Annotated in this window: 9 protein-coding genes; 2 read left to right on the forward strand and 7 right to left on the reverse strand. The window is 37.6% G+C overall.

The features are described from left to right. Nucleotides 1-97: 97 nt before the first annotated feature. Together G8O30_RS11700 and G8O30_RS11705 are read right to left on the reverse strand one after the other, a co-directional pair. Nucleotides 98-1,753, reverse strand: a complete 1,656-nt coding sequence (locus G8O30_RS11700; protein ID WP_239672236.1) for a S8 family peptidase — start codon at nucleotides 1,751-1,753, stop codon at nucleotides 98-100. Between the two features lie 86 nt (nucleotides 1,754-1,839). Then, complete coding sequence (locus G8O30_RS11705) at nucleotides 1,840-3,276, reverse strand: N-acetylmuramoyl-L-alanine amidase (RefSeq protein ID WP_239672237.1); 1,437 nt, start codon at nucleotides 3,274-3,276, stop codon at nucleotides 1,840-1,842. 209 nt (nucleotides 3,277-3,485) lie between these two features. Between G8O30_RS11705 and G8O30_RS11710 the strand changes: the two genes are divergently transcribed. Continuing rightward, nucleotides 3,486-4,853: a M14 family zinc carboxypeptidase gene (locus G8O30_RS11710; RefSeq protein ID WP_239672238.1), complete on the forward strand. Its 1,368-nt coding sequence runs from the start codon at nucleotides 3,486-3,488 to the stop codon at nucleotides 4,851-4,853. Nucleotides 4,854-4,935: 82 nt separating this feature from the next. Here G8O30_RS11710 and G8O30_RS11715 read toward each other — a convergent pair whose 3' ends face one another. The 3 genes from G8O30_RS11715 to G8O30_RS11725 form a co-directional block, all read right to left on the reverse strand. Beyond that, entirely contained in the window at nucleotides 4,936-8,388 is a 3,453-nt protein-coding gene (locus tag G8O30_RS11715; RefSeq protein ID WP_239672239.1) for a S8 family peptidase, read from the reverse strand. A 460-nt stretch (nucleotides 8,389-8,848) separates the two neighbouring features. Then, nucleotides 8,849-9,553 (reverse strand): L,D-transpeptidase family protein, encoded by a 705-nt coding sequence (locus G8O30_RS11720; RefSeq protein WP_239672240.1) that lies wholly within the window; start codon nucleotides 9,551-9,553, stop codon nucleotides 8,849-8,851. Nucleotides 9,554-9,630: 77 nt separating this feature from the next. Further along, complete coding sequence (locus G8O30_RS11725; RefSeq protein ID WP_239672241.1) at nucleotides 9,631-11,694, reverse strand: S-layer homology domain-containing protein; 2,064 nt, start codon at nucleotides 11,692-11,694, stop codon at nucleotides 9,631-9,633. A 235-nt stretch (nucleotides 11,695-11,929) separates the two neighbouring features. Here G8O30_RS11725 and G8O30_RS11730 point away from each other — a divergent pair, with 235 nt between their 5' ends. Further along, on the forward strand, nucleotides 11,930-12,703 hold the full coding sequence (locus tag G8O30_RS11730) for a hypothetical protein (protein ID WP_239672242.1): 774 nt from the start codon (nucleotides 11,930-11,932) through the stop codon (nucleotides 12,701-12,703). Between the two features lie 282 nt (nucleotides 12,704-12,985). Here the strand turns inward: G8O30_RS11730 and G8O30_RS11735 are convergent, their stop codons facing one another. Together G8O30_RS11735 and G8O30_RS11740 are read right to left on the reverse strand one after the other, a co-directional pair. After that, nucleotides 12,986-15,493 (reverse strand): DUF2339 domain-containing protein, encoded by a 2,508-nt coding sequence (locus G8O30_RS11735; RefSeq protein WP_239672243.1) that lies wholly within the window; start codon nucleotides 15,491-15,493, stop codon nucleotides 12,986-12,988. A 221-nt stretch (nucleotides 15,494-15,714) separates the two neighbouring features. Further along, a complete protein-coding gene (locus tag G8O30_RS11740; RefSeq protein WP_239672244.1) occupies nucleotides 15,715-17,865 on the reverse strand; it encodes an ATP-dependent helicase in 2,151 nt (716 codons plus the stop codon). Nucleotides 17,866-18,008 lie beyond the last annotated feature (143 nt).

Here is an 18,008-nt window from a genome sequence, read left to right on the forward strand (position 1 = left end):
GAGAACTTCTCGGTAGGTTTTTTTAGTTCCCTTTATTAAGACGAAATGAAACAAAAAAAGTTACTCAAATACTTCCATTTGAGTAACTTTTTTCTTATTATAATAAATTTACAATCATAACAGCTAATTCCGCTCTTGTTACAAATTCATTAGGTCGGAAAGTTCCATCTTTATATCCAGTAATTATTTGTGACTTAGATAACCCTAAGACTGCAGGAGTATAGAATTTATTTGCTGGAACATCAGAAAAAGGATTTTCCTTCCCCTCTTGAATTTCATACGCATTCTTTAAAACGGTAGCAACTTCCCCTCGTGTCATGGGCAATCCTGGCCTAAATGTTCCATCTGGGTATCCATATAACCAAAGACGATTAGTCCCTTCTCGAATATAACCAGAAGCAAAGTGATCATTTGGGACATCTTTATAAACAGTCGCTGTTTGTGGTGTATTTAACCCTAAAGCTCGTCCTATCATCGCAACAGCTTCCGCTCGAGTTACTGCTTGATCAGGTCTAACCATTTTATCCTTATATCCAAATAGAATTTGCATTTCTATCAATTGACGAACGGAAGATTCATACCAACTTCCCTTCACAATATCCGAATAAGGTTCATTAGGCATTGGCGACTGTTTGATTGGCGCTTTCACTAAACCAAAACCGTACTCTCGATCCTTTCCTGCAGGTCCTAAATCATACGCATTCTTACGCATTAAAGCTCTTATTTCCTTGTTTGATAATTCAGGATATGCTTCCTTGTATAGTGCAGCTGTTGCTGCCAAGAAAGGAGAAGCCATGGAAGTTCCGGTAGAATAGCCGTAATCATCATTTTTATCTGTAAGTGAATCTTGAGTCGTACTATAAATGCCATCTCCTGGAGCTACAAATTCAAGATTTTCACCAAAGTAAGAAAACACCGATCTACTTTGATCTCTTCCTATTGAGCCTACTGCTATTACTTCTGGATAACGTGCAGGATATAAAACTTCTGTATTAGATGGCAAACTTGAGGAACTGTTACCAGATGCTGCAACAACTATCATTCCTTGCTCATATGCTTTTTCAATTATTTCTCTTAATGCACTAGATCCTTGAGAAGTTGTAACACTTAAATTAATTATATCTAACCCTTGTTTGATGGCCCAGTCAACACCAGCCACGATATCAGATTGATTACCATATCCATTACTCGCTAGTGATCGAATAGCAAACAATTCAACATCTGGTGCTATTCCAACAACGCCTATTGTATTATCCAGTGCTGCAATAATACCAGCAACATGTGTACCGTGCCCATTTGGATCATCATAGGAATTAACACCTTCAATAAAGCTAATCCCTCCAGCAATTTTTAAGTCTGGATGATTTTTATTTATTCCTGTATCAATTACCCCTACTTTGACACCTGCTCCAGTATATCGTTTTCCTTTATCTACGTTATGTTGTGATTGAACTACTGTGTAACCCCAATCTTTCTGTTGCGCAGTTAATTGGACAGTTGTATCTTCCTCTATCCATTTAATAAATGCATCATTCTCTAATGTTACTTTTTGTTCTGCTGTTACTTCTGCAGTGGCTACTGAAATACTATCAAATTCATGAATAACCTTAATCCCTTTTTCAGAGAGGTACGAAGCTGTAACAGACTCTTGAAAAGCTACGTTAATACGAATGGTCTCTTCTCCTTTTGCAGTAGGCACCAATCCTAACCCTATAAGCAACAGAAGAGTTGCGGTTGTCATCCATTTTTTCATTGTGAATGCTCCTTTAAGCTTCTTTCTGAAAGACTCTAACACTATTCATTATAAAGAAAACGGACTATGAAGTCCGTTTTCTCACATTATTTTAATTTCCAATTATAGTAATCTTCAATTCCACCAGCAATTGCTTCTGCAGCCGCATTACGATATGCTTGCGAAGCTAGTTTTTGGGCATCATTAACATTAGAAATAAACGCCAGCTCTACTAGTGCAGCTGGTACTGGGATTGTGCTAATAACTCGGAAATTAGCGTCTTTTACTCCACGGTCGTTTGTCTTTAATGCTTTAACTAATCTCGTTTGAATAAACGTAGCTAATTGCTTACTGTCCTCAGCTCTTTGAGAAAGTGCAGCAGCAGAATAATAAGTTTCAGTTCCATTTGCAGATGAGTTAGTAAAACTGTTTGCATGAATACTAACAAACGTATCTACTTTGGCATTAACTGCTTTTTTCACACGGTCATCTAATGAAACAAACGTATTATCCGGTCTGGTTAAGTAGACCTTAATACCTTTTTTCTCTAGTATCGCTTGAACTTTCTTCGTTACGTCCAAAACTATTTCAGATTCGTGAAGGTTGTTTCCAACCGCCCCAGGGTCTGTTCCACCGTGTCCAGCGTCTAAAGCTATGTATCTAGATATTTCAGGATTCGATGGTTGAGAAACCGGTGCTAAATAAGATGTGGAAACATATCCCGTTAACGTACCTAAACTAATGTATGCCCAACTTCCTTCTACCTTTAACACTTGAACACTCGTTCCCATCAGTAGTTTCCCAACAATATCATAACTTGTACTCGGCCCACTTCTTACATTTAATACATCAGCCGTTACTGTCCTTGTTTCAGATGCAATCTCTGGTACTGCTACTCGAAACGAATCATTTAAGGCTCTTGCTACAAATAAGGCGAATTCTTCTCTTGTTACGTAGTTATCAGGTCTAAATGTTAAATCTGGATAACCGACTGTTATTCCGTTACCTAATAGTTTTGCCACAGAGGACTCCCACATACTTCCTTTAGGTACATCCTTAAACATGACAGATATTGATCTAGATAAACTAGGGTATGCTCGAGTTAGAAGAGCTGCCATCTCACCACGAGTAATTTGTTTGTAAGGGCGATATGTTCCGTCATTATATCCACCAATCACCTTAGCTTCCGCTGCTTGTGCAATATAACCGGACGCAAAGTACGATACAGGCACATCTGGGAAGGTAGTCTTTCTTTTATCAGAAGAGTATCCCAATGAATTCCCAATCAATGTAGCAGCTTCTCCCCTTGTTACATATTGAGATGGTCTAAATGTATTATCTGGATAACCAGTGATAATCGAACGAGTCAATAAATAATCAATTTCCTTCTTTGAACGTGTTGGAATGTCTGTTAACAATGGGGCATTCGCAACTTCCGTGACAGTATTATCATTGGCGTGAACTTCTACTAGATTCCCATTATACGAAGCTAGCGTCAAAGTTAGTGCCAACCCAGCGACAAGCGTCCTCGACATTTTTTTCATGTTTACGTTTTAATCCTCCTGGGTAAAGTAGTATTTTGTCACATTGTACCATAGTTTGATGAAAAATTTACCTCCCATTTTGAAAGTTCTAACTTTCGACTCATAAAATTCTTATTAACTAGAAATAGAAATTTTTTCTAAATCCTTACACCTGTCTGTTCATTTATTTTGTATACTAATGATAGTTTGATATATTAGGAGGAATATGATTGAAAAAGAAACTATTAATTAGTTTTTTCTCTTTAACGTTGTGGTTTTTACTGTTTAATGAGGAAGATATAAAAGCATCTGGAATAGTTAACCCTGACCAAATGTACACGTACGAACAAATGGAGAAAGATCTACACAAGTTGGTAGAACGATATCCCAACTTGATGGAGTTGCATGTTATAGGAGAGAGTGTTTATAAACGAAAGCTTTACGCAATAAGTGTCGGGAAAGGGACACCAACTATTTTTGTTAATGGCTCTCACCATGCGAGAGAGTGGATGACAACTACGTTAAATATGTACTACATAGAAAAATACGCCGAAACATATTATGGAAAACAGTATTTAGATAAATACAACATCCGTCAACTATTAAATGACACCACTATATGGTTTGTTCCAATGGTAAATCCGGACGGAGTAACCTTACAACAAAAAGGGTTATCAGCTTTCCCAAGTACTAGCCATGCTTCCTTAAAACAAATTAACAATGGAAGTACTAACTTTACTAGTTGGAAAGCAAATGGACGTGGTGTTGATCTCAACAGACAATACGATGCACTTTGGAGTGCCATACCTGCTAATCCTGGGAAACCATCTTATATGAACTACAAAGGACCAGCTCCGTATAGTGAGCCAGAAGCGCAAGCTATCCGTGATTTTACAATTAAAATTGACCCAGAAGTAGCTATCGCATACCACAGTTCTGGGAAAATCATCTATTGGAATTTCCTTCAAACAGGTAGTATTTACAGCCGTGATCATGTTTACGCTAACCAAATGGCATCATTAACTGGCTATAACCTTGTATATCCTAAAAGAATTACTTCTGGAGGTGGATATACAGATTGGTTCGTGTCTCACTTTAAACGACCAGGTTATACACCGGAAATCGGTAACTACCCTGGACAACGCCATCTACCGCTAAGTGAATTTACAACTGTATGGAAAGAAAATCGCTTAGTGCCCGCTCATGCTGCCACAATGGCAATTGACTTATACAAAAAACGTTTTGGACTACTTGGGTTACCTATCCCTCTAATTAAAGATGGTGAGCCTGTTACAACTGATGTACCAGCACAAATAATTAACGGAAAAACGTTTGTACCTCTTAGATTCTTCTCAGAACAAATGGGAGCTACTATTAAATGGGAGCAAACAAAGAAAAGAGTTACATTAATCAGAGATAAAACGCAATTAATTTTATCTGTTGGAAATAAGCACGGAGCAATTAATGGAACAGCGAAGATTTGGGGTGAGGCTCCTGTAGAAGTAAACGGAAGAGTACTAGTACCAATACGTACAATATCTGAATCTTTCGGGGTAACCATTTTTTGGGATGCAAAAACAAATACAGTTCATTTCTAATTTAAACCTAGTTTATCTTAATTTTATATAATAATAGAAGAAAGCCATCTGAAATAATTCAGATGGCTTATTTTTTAAACTACTATTTAACAAATACACGCAATTGATATGGTAATGCAGAACCTTGACCCAATGCGTCTTTCACCTTAACAACATAAGTACCTTTCTCCAAATTAACGTGAAGGACTTCATCATCGTTCATCGGATAGTAATCTGCTGTTTTTAGCAATTTACCATCTTTATACAATTCAATAACTCCATCAATCCCAACAGGAGCATCCAATCTTACAATACCTTCTGCGTGTTTATCTAAAGTAAATGTATACCAATCAGCATCTGGTTGACCTTCAACGGCAGTTAAATAACCATCCGCTTTCCATAATTGACTGTAAACCTTTGTCATTGATAAAGGCTTTGCATCCTTAATGGACCTACCTGTATTCTCTGCATCTTCGTCTTTCATAAGTGCAGGAGAAATCTCTAAGTCATAAGGAACTACCGAGAATCTTGTATTTGAATCAAAGAAGTTAAATACCTCTACAAAGTAGCTAGCACCTTCTTTTGCTTTAAAGGAACCATAAGAGTAGCCTTCATATATACCCTTATCAAACAAAATTGCAGACTCATACTCTTCTGGATCTAGTTGCTTATTCTTATTTACGTCCTCAATAACACCTGCAACTGCGTAATAAGGTGATAAAATTTCTTTCGGGTACAATTTTTTCATTTCGTTTGTTACTTCTTGACGCTTTAAAGAGAACCCATAAATATCTGCTTTTGTATTTTCTAAATAATAAATATCATTGTCATTATTTGTTGAGAATAGGCCAGTTACTTTGCCATCTTTTAAAGGAGTTGCTTCTTCAAACGAATTGTTCGGCTCCCATTCTTCACGAGGTAAAGGACCTTTTTCTGATTTTGAAATACTGTATGATCCCTCTTCTAATTTTGGCTGGTAATAGCTATTCATTACATTCAAGAAATACTCTTTACCTTCTTCAACCGATAAATACATCTTTTCTTTCATTGTAAGAGAAGTCCAACCCCAGTGAACATTATCTCCTAAATAACGAAAATCTTCACGCGTCACTTCTTCTTCATTTTCATCCATGTACGTATATTCTCCCAATTCATATACCTCTACAAGGGGAACAAAAGTACCTTTAGCCAAGTCTAACTCCAAAAGACCAGTTTCTTTAGCAGTGAATTTGAACCAATCATTATCATAGAGATTTTGTAAGAAAGCCGTATCTACTTCTTCTAAAGATAACGCATTGTTTTTAATTACATGTACGTAGTCCATTTCTTCTGAAGAGTCCTCCTGAGGCATTTCTGGATTCATCATTTCATCTAAAGCTTGTGGTAATCCATCTTCATCTTCAGGAAGACTTATCTCTTTCATAGACAAAGAATAAGGTTTTAATGATTCCGTATGCGCACCATTAAAGTCCATCATAAAGAAGTATGGATCAAAGAAGAAATCATAGAATCCACCAAAAAACTCCGATTTATTTGTTACTTTTAGATAATATTCCATTCCAGGCATAGCTTCAAATACTAAACTTTCTTCTGTATCTACTCCTCCACCTGATGAAAATTCCATAGGGTAAACAGGTTCCTCAGAAGTTAGTGATACAGAAGCAGCCTCCATAGTTTCTTCAGTTATTTCTCCTTCTGGAAATAAAGAGAACTTATCATAAATTGCAAAGGAAGTATCTACACCCGGGATAGCACTTAAAGAAATCTTAAGTGTAGTAGGTTCATCGACAGTAAATGTGTAGAAGTCCTCATCAGCTTGATCTTCTATTCCTGTAAATAACGTTTCTGTTTCAATGTTAAAAGGCAAAGCTGTTACAGCGTATGGTTTTTCTAAGGTCAATTTATCTTCAGGTAACGTTTCTGGTACATACAAAGTTAATGAAGCTTCGGATTCATTACGTGCTTTATTTGCATAGTGTCCATAGGTATCCTTCATTCCTACTAATAAAGTAGTATCTTTATCTGCTTTCAACAGAATAGATTCATTTTTACCTTGACGAGTTCCATTTACTGTTTGTAAATCTCCATCTTCCCATTTATATAGTAGAGAGTAATCGAATGCATCAGAACCTTTTAACGTTAATTCAATAGTCTCACCTTTTTTTAACGAAACTTTTGCCCAATGTTCTTCATTTGGCTTTGTAAATCGCTCTGTCCATACTTCTTTTCCATCAACAGTTAACTCAGAAGCATTTTTTATAAAATCTTCAGAACTTAACGGATTTTTAATGTGGTCAGGAACATACGCACGATTATATTTAAGAGCAGCTACTGGGTTTATTAATCCATACGCAAATTCATTATCAAATCCTGTTGGCCCTAAATCGTCTGTTGTTTGTTTTAAAATGTAATCCACTTCAGCTGGAGACATATCTGGGTACTTTGATAGTAGTAATGACGCCACTCCCGCCACAATTGGAGACGCCATCGAAGTACCAGTTAGTTTTTGAAAACTAGATTTCTTTTCATAATCATAAATGGGAGCATATACATCCTCTCCATACGCTACTAAATCGACTGACGGTCCACGTGAAGAAGTCTCAGATAGTTCTTTTTTACTATTAACATTTCCTACAGAAATAACCCCTTCATACGATGCAGGATAGTTAGCGTGCTCATCAAAACCATTGCCAGCTGCTGCTACCACTGTGATACCAGCATCAACTGCTTTTTGAACTGCATCTTTTAATACGGTAGATGGAAAATACCCACCTAAACTCATATTGATAACATCAACATCTTTTTCAATTGCATGTAGGATCCCTTCCGCAATGATGTAATCCGAAGTTCCCCAAGAACGATCAAATACATCAATCGGAACTATTTCCACATTAGGATTTATCCCGTATCCCCCTACACCATTACCTTTTTCCGCACCAATAATCCCTGCAACATGAGTACCATGATAATCCGGTGTTGGAGAACTAACTGGGTTAATAGCGTTATATCCGTTTAGTAATTTATCTTTTAACTCAGGATGATTAGTATCGATACCTTGGTCAATAACACCTACACGAATTTTTTTATCGCCAGCTAATTTTTGCGCTTCTAGAATATTTAACATTTCTAAGTGATAGATTTCCGTAGCTTTCGGATCACCATAACTGGCAGGTTGGTACATTGCACTAGGCTGGATACTTTTTATCTTCGGTAAATTAGTTAAGAAACGTAGCGCTTTCGTTGCATCTTCTTTTTTTGATAGTTTTACTGTAATAGATTTAAGTTGAGGAAGGTGTCTTACAACTTTTAATCCTACTCTATTTAGTTCAGATGTAGACAAAGGCTTATCATATTGAATGACAAGAGTGTCTTCACTCACTAATTTATGCTTTTCTTGATCCATCATCTTTTGTAACTGTGAGTTATTAATTGAAATAGCAGCCGTTCTAATAGGTGATTCAGATTTCCCCTCTGCACTTATGTATGTTCCTAATGGTGATGTGAGAATTGCGAGCCCTGACGTTACAGCCAAAACCTTTTTTGATAGCTTTTTCATGTCTCGTTCCCCTTTTCTCTCTTAATATACTTTTTACCTAATATACTTTACCATAAATACCAATTAATAGAAATATATACATCTATCTTTAGACTAACTCTCTTTAAATCACCTCCTAAAAAGAAACAATACTTTCTACTCAAGGAATATTTTCATATAAAAAGTATTTTTGCATAGATTAACCAGTGAAAATTATGGTAATATTAGAGCATAAGTGAAAACTTAAAGCCTTCATGTCCTGGCTTCCTCTTAACCATATATATGTAAATCGTGTTTTCGGTTGGGCATGATTTACTTTCGAGTAAGAGGTAGAACAAGCGGTGTGGTCTCCTGATAAAATGCAGGAGATCTTTTTTTAATTAGTCTCTATATCAGACGTATATTTATGGAAAAAGTTTCATCATAATATAATATTTACAATTTATTTTCAAAATAATAGTAGATACCTCATAGGAATCTACTATTTTAGAGCACTTATAATATCTGTCTCACTACCCATAACAATGACTACACGACGATTAGGATCGAGCCTTTTTAACAAATCCACCACGTTTTTTTCTTCTAATGCTACACACCCTATCGTAGAACTATTTTCATCTCTCCAAACGTGTAGAAAAATGGCACTTCCTCCGTTTGGTATTACTGGATTACGGTTATGATTGATGACCAAAGCATATTTATAAAGAGGATGATTCATCCTCTCAAAGGATTTCCATTTTTTATGAGGATCACCGGATTCATACATCCATTGGTTGTAATCAGAGGAGACAGGATCATCAATCCAGTAATCATTCTTTCCAACCTTCGTATATGTCCAAGTCATGGTAGATGGTTTCTCCGCATATCCAAAGGCCATTCCAATCGAGTATTTCCCTATTGGAGTTTTAGTATCTCCCTCCTTCTTTGAAGGTGTAAAACCCCCTTTACCAATAACTCCTTGATAGGACACTTTACCTATCCAGTGACTTCGTTCTTTTTCATACAAAGACACAATCGCTTTAAAATTTTCTGCTGGGCCAGTATTCCTAACTACAATTACTTGTTCAATATCCTTAGAGGTATAGAGTACTTTGTACAAAGAGCTTTTATAGGAAGCAGATACTTCTAGGCTTATAGAAAAGAACATTACTAGCAACATAGGTATAACTTTATGAATTAATTTCATCAGCTGCTCTCCCCACCCTTTTATTTGTTATTAAAAACTCCTCTATACTTCAATAGTGTATAGAGGAGTTATGTTGATTAGTTCATAAATTTAATTTTTTGTAACATCAAGTCTAACATTCTAGCCATTTGATCACGAGTCGTGTTTGCACGAGGAGATAGTGTATTATCTGCATATCCAGTAATAATACCAGATTGAACAAGTAATTCCATTTCTTCTAGATGAACAGTTGGAATATTTGCAAAATCCTTATAGTCTTCTAGTTTCTTTGTTTCATCTATTTCCAATTCTGCTCCGACAAAATCAATTGCTCTTGCCATCATAAGAACAGCTTCTGTACGGGTAATCTTTGCGTTTGGATCAAACACATTATTTCCACGACCAAAAATAATTCCAGCTTCTACAGCAGCGTTGATTTCACCATTTTTATTAATCAATAACGTTTTAGGTACGTCCGCAAACGTTTTACCTGCTGGTGTATCTACTAGACCTAAACTACGAGAGATTAGTGCAGCAAACTCAGCACGTGTCATCTCATCTTTAGGAGCGTATGCCGTAGTACTCTTTCCTTTTATGATCTGTTTCGAAGCTAATTTCTCAATGTGCTCTTCTGCCCAGTTTGCACCATCGTTCACATCTGCAAACGTAACATTTTCACTAATTAACGTATACTTAGAGTTTGTAAGAGATAAAATCGTCACTACATTTTCTTTGTTAATATATGTTGGAATCGGCGTTAAACTGCCATCTTCATTGATCCGAACAGCCGTAGCTTTTGTCACATCTAGTGTTGCAGTAGGAGTAATTGTTCTAGCTACGTAAGAAGAGAACTTCTCTTTTACAATCGAAATTGTTTTGCCATTAGCAGAAGCAGTTACTTCAAACTCAATAACAGGTCCTACTACATTATTTTTCTCTAAAGCTCCCGTCGTATCTTCCACTTCTTTAATCACGAAATTAATAGAAACCTTCGAAACTGCCACTCCTAACTCACGAGCTAGTGAAGATAAGCCAACTTCTTTAACAGGTAAAGAATAACTTCCGCTGTCTGTTTCTACTACTAATGCTGCCTCTGGATTGTTTGCAATTAAAGCAGCTACAATTGATTGAGGAACAGTAACTTCTGCTTCTTTTCCAGTTTGCTTGATTGCGATTTTTTCTACTTTATCTGTACCTTTAAGGGATTCCACGATTTTGTCAGCCTGTTTTGCGATATCCTCAGCTTCTACTTTTACTTCGCCTTCTTCTACTCCAATTTCTACTGGAATTTCAGGGTCTGTTGGGTCTTCAGGATCTATAGGGTCGACTGGTGGAGGTGTCACGTTACCAGAGCCGTCGCCTGGGTTATTATTATTCCCGCCTTGATCTTCTTCCTCATCTTCAGGGTTATTAATATAGTCTGCTAATTGCTTATCAAAGTTACTAATACCAACAATAACTGATTGTGAAGCATTTCTAAATGAGTTTTTAAGTTCGACGTTTTCATCTAATAATTCTTCTAATTTAAAAGCGAGTTCTAAATCAGAAATTAAATTATTTGTCAATGTAGTATATATCGTATTGAATTTCGAACTTTCTGCCGACGGGAAAGCCATACTATCTAAAACGTATATAAGCATAGCCCTATGTGATAGATCTCTGTCTACATTATCTTCAAAATACGAGTAGGATTCGCCTAAAACTGCAGCAGAATAATCTATCAAGTCTTGTCCACTAATAGCCCCACCAAAAACTTCATTAAGTTTACCTTCTTCAATATTTTTAAATCCATCTATTTGTTCTTCAAAATTAAGTGAAGTACTTCCTAGAATTAATGTAATTAGTTCTGAGATAACTAATTTAGTTGCTTCCTTTTTTTCTTGGTCAGAACTGTTAACAATTTCATTTAAGAACTCATCATAGCCTACACTGTTTTGAAAAGTATTTAAGGTTGTTTTCAAATGACTGACGTGCTCTTTTTGTTCTGTAGTTAAACTATCATGTAAATCACTTAGATATGCTGTGATTACTTCCTCAGTGTAGTCTGATGTAGCAGCTTTTACTTTACTTTCTACAACAAAGCCAGCCGCAGCAGAAGATACCGCTAAAGTTGTAACCATTGCCAATTTTGCATATTTACCAGCTAATGATTTCTTTGTCATTCTGCACCTCTTCTTCCAATGTGTTAGACTTTTTTCCTATTGTATCTAGGTTATAAATGCCGTTATTTTTTCCAACTCTTTACTATAATACTGATTATAGCACTTTTTTTCAATCGAAAATTGGAAATTTACTATTTTGTTACCAATTTATAATAGTATTTACATATATATGATTCTTTCGAATACCAAACTATGATAATATATAGGAAATTATGTGAAATATGGAGGTACCTTGATGAAAAAATGGTTAAAGGTAATTCTTCTAGTTGCCTTAATTGCAGTTGTTGGAGCAGGTAGCTGGATTTATTATATTTTAGAAGTAAAAGAGTATGAAGTTGCCGATGTGAAAGTGGCAGAAATTACTGAAGAAGCGTATGACATAGTACTTCCTTCCCCAATTGGAGAAGAAACAGAGGAGACAAATGATCAAAGTAGTATATCTGTTTCCGGAAATACGAGTACTGTTTCGGGCGAAGGAACTGATACCACTTCAGCTTTATCCAGTAGTACTTCAAATAATTCAGCAGAAACTAATGGAAGTGAAGGAACATCAGATGATAATGAGGGTTCACAAACTGAATCTAGTACAGATAACTCTGATTCTGAAAGCTCTATCCAAGAAGATGGTGAGGATAACGAAGAGACCGACCCTGAAGTTACGGTTGCTTTCATAAAAAATCGTTATGCACCTTCTTTTGAGAATCTTCAAGCTCAAGCTAACGAAAAAATTGACGGTATTGTTGGACGAGCCTTCGATGAATATAAAGAAAAGAAGGCTAGCGGAGAATCTATCTCTTATAGTTACTTTTACAGCAAGTATAAAGGTGCCGCAGATAACTTAGAAGCTAATACGGATAGTGCCTTCCAGGTAATCTATGGAGCCTTGCAATCGGAGTTAAAACAATATGGGTTTTCTCCAAGTCATGCGGAAGAATTTAAAGAACAATATGAGACTGCAAAAAGCGCGCGACAGTCAGCACTTCTGTCAAAAGCTCGCGAGGCACTTTAAAACTCCAATTGTTTCTGGAGTTTTTTTATTGGTGATGAATAGGTAGGGCTCCTTTTATCCCCTTCGCAAATACTTCTTCGTTCGGGCAGTGACACGATTCTTGTCTTACCAATCCATGCGATGCCTGCTAAAACTACTGGCTTCTTCTTTCACTACCTCTCTCAGTTTTTTGACCATAACTTCCATAATAAAGTAGATCCTCAACACCATTTACCGCCTAGGTGTGTTCCTATCACTCTTTATCATAGAAAAAAAACAAGCAGCACTAAGCTGCTTGCTCCCCTACTCCTTATTACTCATCCTCTGATACAAGTAAGAAATCCCAATCAACGCGATTCCATACAGGAAGTAAGCAAAGATCTTACTTAACTCACTCAGGAAAGTTAAATCTACCAAAATCAATTTACCTGTCGACAGCAACGTCACCGCCAACCCAACTCGTCGCAAGTAGACGTGCCCTTTTCGGAATCCATATAATAAATAGCCAATCGCTAATACCAGATATACGGAGCTCAAAACAAAGCTGACATCCCCTAACTGGAATTGCTGCGTCACGATTGCCCCTACCACCACTAGCATATAGGCAGCCAAGATTAGTACGTACCACTCGCCATATCCATTGATGCGAACCATTTTAGCACGTAACAGATCTTTACCAAGCATAAATGTAATGGCGTTTAGTCCTAACAATAGGACAATGGCTAAATAGTTAGCTAAATTATTTTCTCCCCACGTGCTCTCTAGCGTTGGCATGCCAAGTGTTGTCGCCAAACTTCCCACAGTTGCTAAGACAAACAATCCTAGTGAAATGTAGTGAACATTTCGATCATACAGTTTCGGCAGCTTTGGCACTACGTATGACACCCCAAGCGTTAAGAAAATCAACAACATCACGCGGAAGAATTCATACTGCGTTAACGTTGTTGGTACAATTTTAATGAAATAGCGATTTGCTTCGTATACGACGAAGAACCACATGTTAACTAATGCCACATATTTCAACCCTCTGATAAACACATCTAAACGTGCGAAAATCCACTCTGTTTGCGGAGCTCTTTCCATCTCTAATAGATACCAGTACACGATGAATAGTAGACTAGCCGTCGGAACGAAGTAGTCTAATGTAGAGATTCTTGATTCCACTAACAAAGGACTAATCATCACTTTAATGCCAAACACGACCAGGCTTAACGCGTAAATAATCCAACCTGCACGCTCTAATAAGCGAACTTTTTCTCTTAGACTATAAACGATTAGCGCAACTGCTTGAATCGTCCAGCCAATCGCCAGCCAATCTTGATTAAATTGGAATGGAACGAACAAAGCAAAGAACGTTACCGACACCGATTGGAATAAGACGATGGCGGATTTGTCTTCTGTCAGTCGTTGTTTTGTATACCAACCCAAGCCAAAATATAAAGCGGCGAAACCTAACGCAACAATCCCTCTGAAATCTAGTAAGCCCACTTCAGCAATTAAAGTATAGACTACCATGCTGTTCACTAACGTATTGGCACCAAGAAGTAGCAAGTCCACCCACCAAACTTTTTGACGATAGCGGAATGCGTAAGCTAATGTGACGACTAAGTATAATGCGAACGTCGCGATGCTATATAGAACGTCCATCCATGCATTTTCACTAATATTGATCAGTACCAGCATCGATGGAATATGGAATAAAAAGCTTACATAATAAATGAGACTCCAACGGCGCTGGAACGAAATGGCCATCACGGTTCCGTTTAATAACAAGAGATAGGCCATTGCGATGTATACGCTGGTCCCTTCAAGTCCGAAGAACCCAATGTAGGAATACAAGGGAATATATCCTCCGACTAATCCAAGCGATCCGATCGTTTTCGAATTATATCGCAGGGATAAAAAGATTGCCCCCGCTGTAATGAATATTGATAATGCTAACGCAACTGTTAATGATAAAATATCTAATAAGAAGTAACTGAAGAACGTTGCCCCGTATAAGACACCAATTCCCCCACCAACTAAACCATAAGCAAACACTTCTCTCTTTTTACGATAGAACCATTCTCCTGCTACTAACATGGCAGCACCTAAAATAAAGAATGAGATTCCACGAACGGTTGGCGAGAACCACGATACATAAGAATATCTTGCAGCCGCAGCTACGCCTAATATAATAAGAAGAATTCCGATTTTATTAATCCAATTCAAGCCGATTTTAAGTTCGAGCTGGTTTTCTTTCACCCGGTGTTGAATCGTTGCGTCATCTACACCTTCCGCTTCCAGTACTTGATACCCAGCATTCGTCTCTTGTCGAAGTGCTTCCTCTTGCACTTTCATTTCCTCTCGATGTGCAGCAATTCTGTCTTTCAATTCTAAAGAGAAATTAGTAATCTTGGCACGAAAATCGCTGGCAAAACCACCTAGCTCTTCGTTAGAAAGTCTTTGTAGCTCCTCTAACTTCCGTTTTGTTGCTTGTTCAAGAGCAGCTAATCGATTTCCTTTTCCGTCTCTAGCAAAATAAGAATCTACTTTTCTTTTAGAAAGTCGAATAATCTGTAGCTTTTCATCAACCAATTGCTCCTGCAAGGCTAACTTTGTCTTTCGGTGCTCCTCTTGCAAGCGCTCATATTTTGTTGTTGTCTCACGTAACTCTTTTTTCATTGTCTGAAGTTGTTGTTTTAATTCTTCATTTTCTTTTAAATCATCTCGTGCTTCCAATTCCTTTTGCAGTGCTTTCAGTTCTGCTGCAAATGCCTCTTGCTGCTCTGAAAGCTTACCGAGATGATTTTTCCACGGTGAGTTGGCCATAGGAGCCACCTTTCTTTTCTAAATATTTACATAATCATACCATATTACGACATTGATTAGTAGTAGGTGATAATTATAGCTACTAGTTTAGTTTATACCTGGCACGCTTATCCTATGATAGGCTGTCACAGAATTAAAGGAGACTCAGTTAAAAGCAGGCCACATCACGTGGCCCTACTTGTGTTATTACAGGTCACGTAACAAAAAATCGCCCAAGAGTTTTACTCCTGAACGATTTCAATTAATGCCATTTCCAACAAAATTGACATAGATAATCTTTTTCTTCCTTTTGGAAATACGATTACCACAGCATCATCTTCTAAAGATTGTATTTCTCCATGGCCGAAAACCTTATGTCGTATGGTCATCCCCGCTTCCAGTTCCTCCGCTTGTCGCACTGCATTTGGGTTAAACACTGGCTTTACAACTTTGGCACGACGTTGTTTTTGCTCTTCTGGCACTTCTCTCGGTGGATGAATGATATGCTCCACGTTTTGTACAAACTCAGACTTTTTCGTTTCTTTTCCGTCTTTTTTTGCGTAGGATAGCAAGGTTAACTCCCGTCTGGCACGCGTCATACCTACATAAAAAAGACGTACCTCTTCTTCCATATTAGTAACTTTCCCTTGATTCGTCGCCGGAATGACCGATTGAATCAGATCCACCATGTATACTCTGTCGAACTCCAGACCTTTGGCACTATGGAAAGTCGACAACGTAACCGCGTTTTCCTCACGTTTCCACTTAGCACTTCGCAACTCTTCATCTAAATGCTTTAAATGGTTGGCGAAGTCTGGAATACTCGCAATGTCACCCGCAATATCTTCAAGCGTTTGTAAGATGGAGAGTAAGTGATCCATCTGGAATCCAAGTCTTGCACACATATTCTCCAGCGCTTTCTCATACCCCAATTCCAAGCGAATGCGTTGAATCGCTGTCTTTGGTCTCAACTCCCGCAAACCTTGCAGCGTCTTCTTCACTTCTGGAATTAATCGTTGCTGATAATCTTTTAGGGCTATATTTTGTAAAAGAAGATCAAAAACATTGCCCTGTAAAGGTAGTGAATGCAACTCTTTCATTTGGGCTTTGGTAATGTAGCCTAGCAACTTCGTGTGTACTTTTTCGAGAAGATCCACACGGTGATCCGCATACGCTAGCCTCATGATATTTACAATATCCTGCACCACCCAGTGGGAGAAAAAGCGTAAATCGGCATCTTTCATGAAGAATGGAATACCAGCTTTATCAAGTAGATGGATAATAGGTAGTGCTGAAAAATTATTTCGGAAGAGTACGGCCACTTCCTTTAAATCTGGAGCTTGCTGTATTTCTTGAACGACAAAAGCCGCTTGCTCTGCGTGGTCTAATAAGTGTTTAAACGCTATCGGCTTAAAGGTGCCGTTCTCTGTAAACATCTTCTTCGGATACCGCTCTTGGTTTCGTTGGATAAATTGATTCGACACAGAGACGATATCTTGCGTTGATCGATAATTTTGTTCCATATAAAGAATCATGGCATCTTTATAGACATCTCGAAATGTCATCAGATAAGCTGGATCTGCACCTCTCCAAGAATAGATACTTTGATCATCATCCGCTACCACACAGATATTTTGATGAGGCTTCACCAACTTTTCTATAATTTGATGTTGGACAAGCGACGTATCTTGACTCTCATCGGTTAAGACATAGTCGTATCGATTTTGATACTGCTGTAGTAACTCTTTGTCATACGCCAACGCTTCATTCGCAATGAGTAACATATCGTCAAAGTCGATATATCGTTTGGAGAAATGGGCTCTCTTCTTCTCTTCATACTTTTCTAAAATATCAGCTGCCCGTGGCACGTCACATGACACAGTTCGCCACTCTTCCTTAGGGATAAGACGGTTCTTTACAAAACTAATGTACGTAGCAAGCTTTTCATATTCATCGTCTTGAAGAGGTTCTTTCATGATTCCTTGATAAATATCCTTAATAATCCCTTTTTTATGAATGTCGTCTTGATTCTTTACACCTTCAATTAATTGAAATTGCATCTGCGTTTTAAAAAAATGGTGACGAACGACTTCAAAAGCTAAGCTGTGAATAGTCGAAAAATCCACTGGGGGTAACTTTGGAAAGAAGCGCTCGAACCGCTCTGTCATGTCTTGAGCGGAAGCTTTACTGAAGGTCACAGCTTTTATACGACTTGGATTTACACTTTTTTCTTCTATTAAATAGCCGATTCTCATAATCAGCGTGGTAGTTTTACCAGAACCTGGTGAAGCAAGCAGCAGCATTGGTCCTTCCGTTTCTTGGACCGCTTGTTGCTGTACTTCATTTAAGCGAACGCCCAGCTCCTCCGCTTTCCTTTGTAAAAATGTTGGCATACGAACTCCTCTTTGCATACGTTATGATGGTATAAGCATATCATCTTTACTTTTCAAATGACACGTAGTATGATTTTCCTGATAACAGATTTTAATGAGTAACCAATATAACTTTTAGAGGTGCTTTTATGAGTGCGGTAGTT

It is taken from the genome of Mangrovibacillus cuniculi, from assembly GCF_015482585.1.
Classification (GTDB): domain Bacteria; phylum Bacillota; class Bacilli; order Bacillales; family R1DC41; genus Mangrovibacillus; species Mangrovibacillus cuniculi.

Coding starts and splice junctions, on each gene's coding strand:
- G8O30_RS11735 (WP_239672243.1), bottom strand. CDS start 15,493: ATGGCCAACTCACCGTGGAAAAATCATCTCGGTAAGCTTTCAGAGCAG.
- G8O30_RS11715 (WP_239672239.1), bottom strand. CDS start 8,388: ATGAAAAAGCTATCAAAAAAGGTTTTGGCTGTAACGTCAGGGCTCGCA.
- G8O30_RS11720 (WP_239672240.1), bottom strand. CDS start 9,553: ATGAAATTAATTCATAAAGTTATACCTATGTTGCTAGTAATGTTCTTT.
- G8O30_RS11740 (WP_239672244.1), bottom strand. CDS start 17,865: ATGCCAACATTTTTACAAAGGAAAGCGGAGGAGCTGGGCGTTCGCTTA.
- G8O30_RS11725 (WP_239672241.1), bottom strand. CDS start 11,694: ATGACAAAGAAATCATTAGCTGGTAAATATGCAAAATTGGCAATGGTT.
- G8O30_RS11700 (WP_239672236.1), bottom strand. CDS start 1,753: ATGAAAAAATGGATGACAACCGCAACTCTTCTGTTGCTTATAGGGTTA.
- G8O30_RS11705 (WP_239672237.1), bottom strand. CDS start 3,276: ATGAAAAAAATGTCGAGGACGCTTGTCGCTGGGTTGGCACTAACTTTG.
- G8O30_RS11730 (WP_239672242.1), top strand. CDS start 11,930: ATGAAAAAATGGTTAAAGGTAATTCTTCTAGTTGCCTTAATTGCAGTT.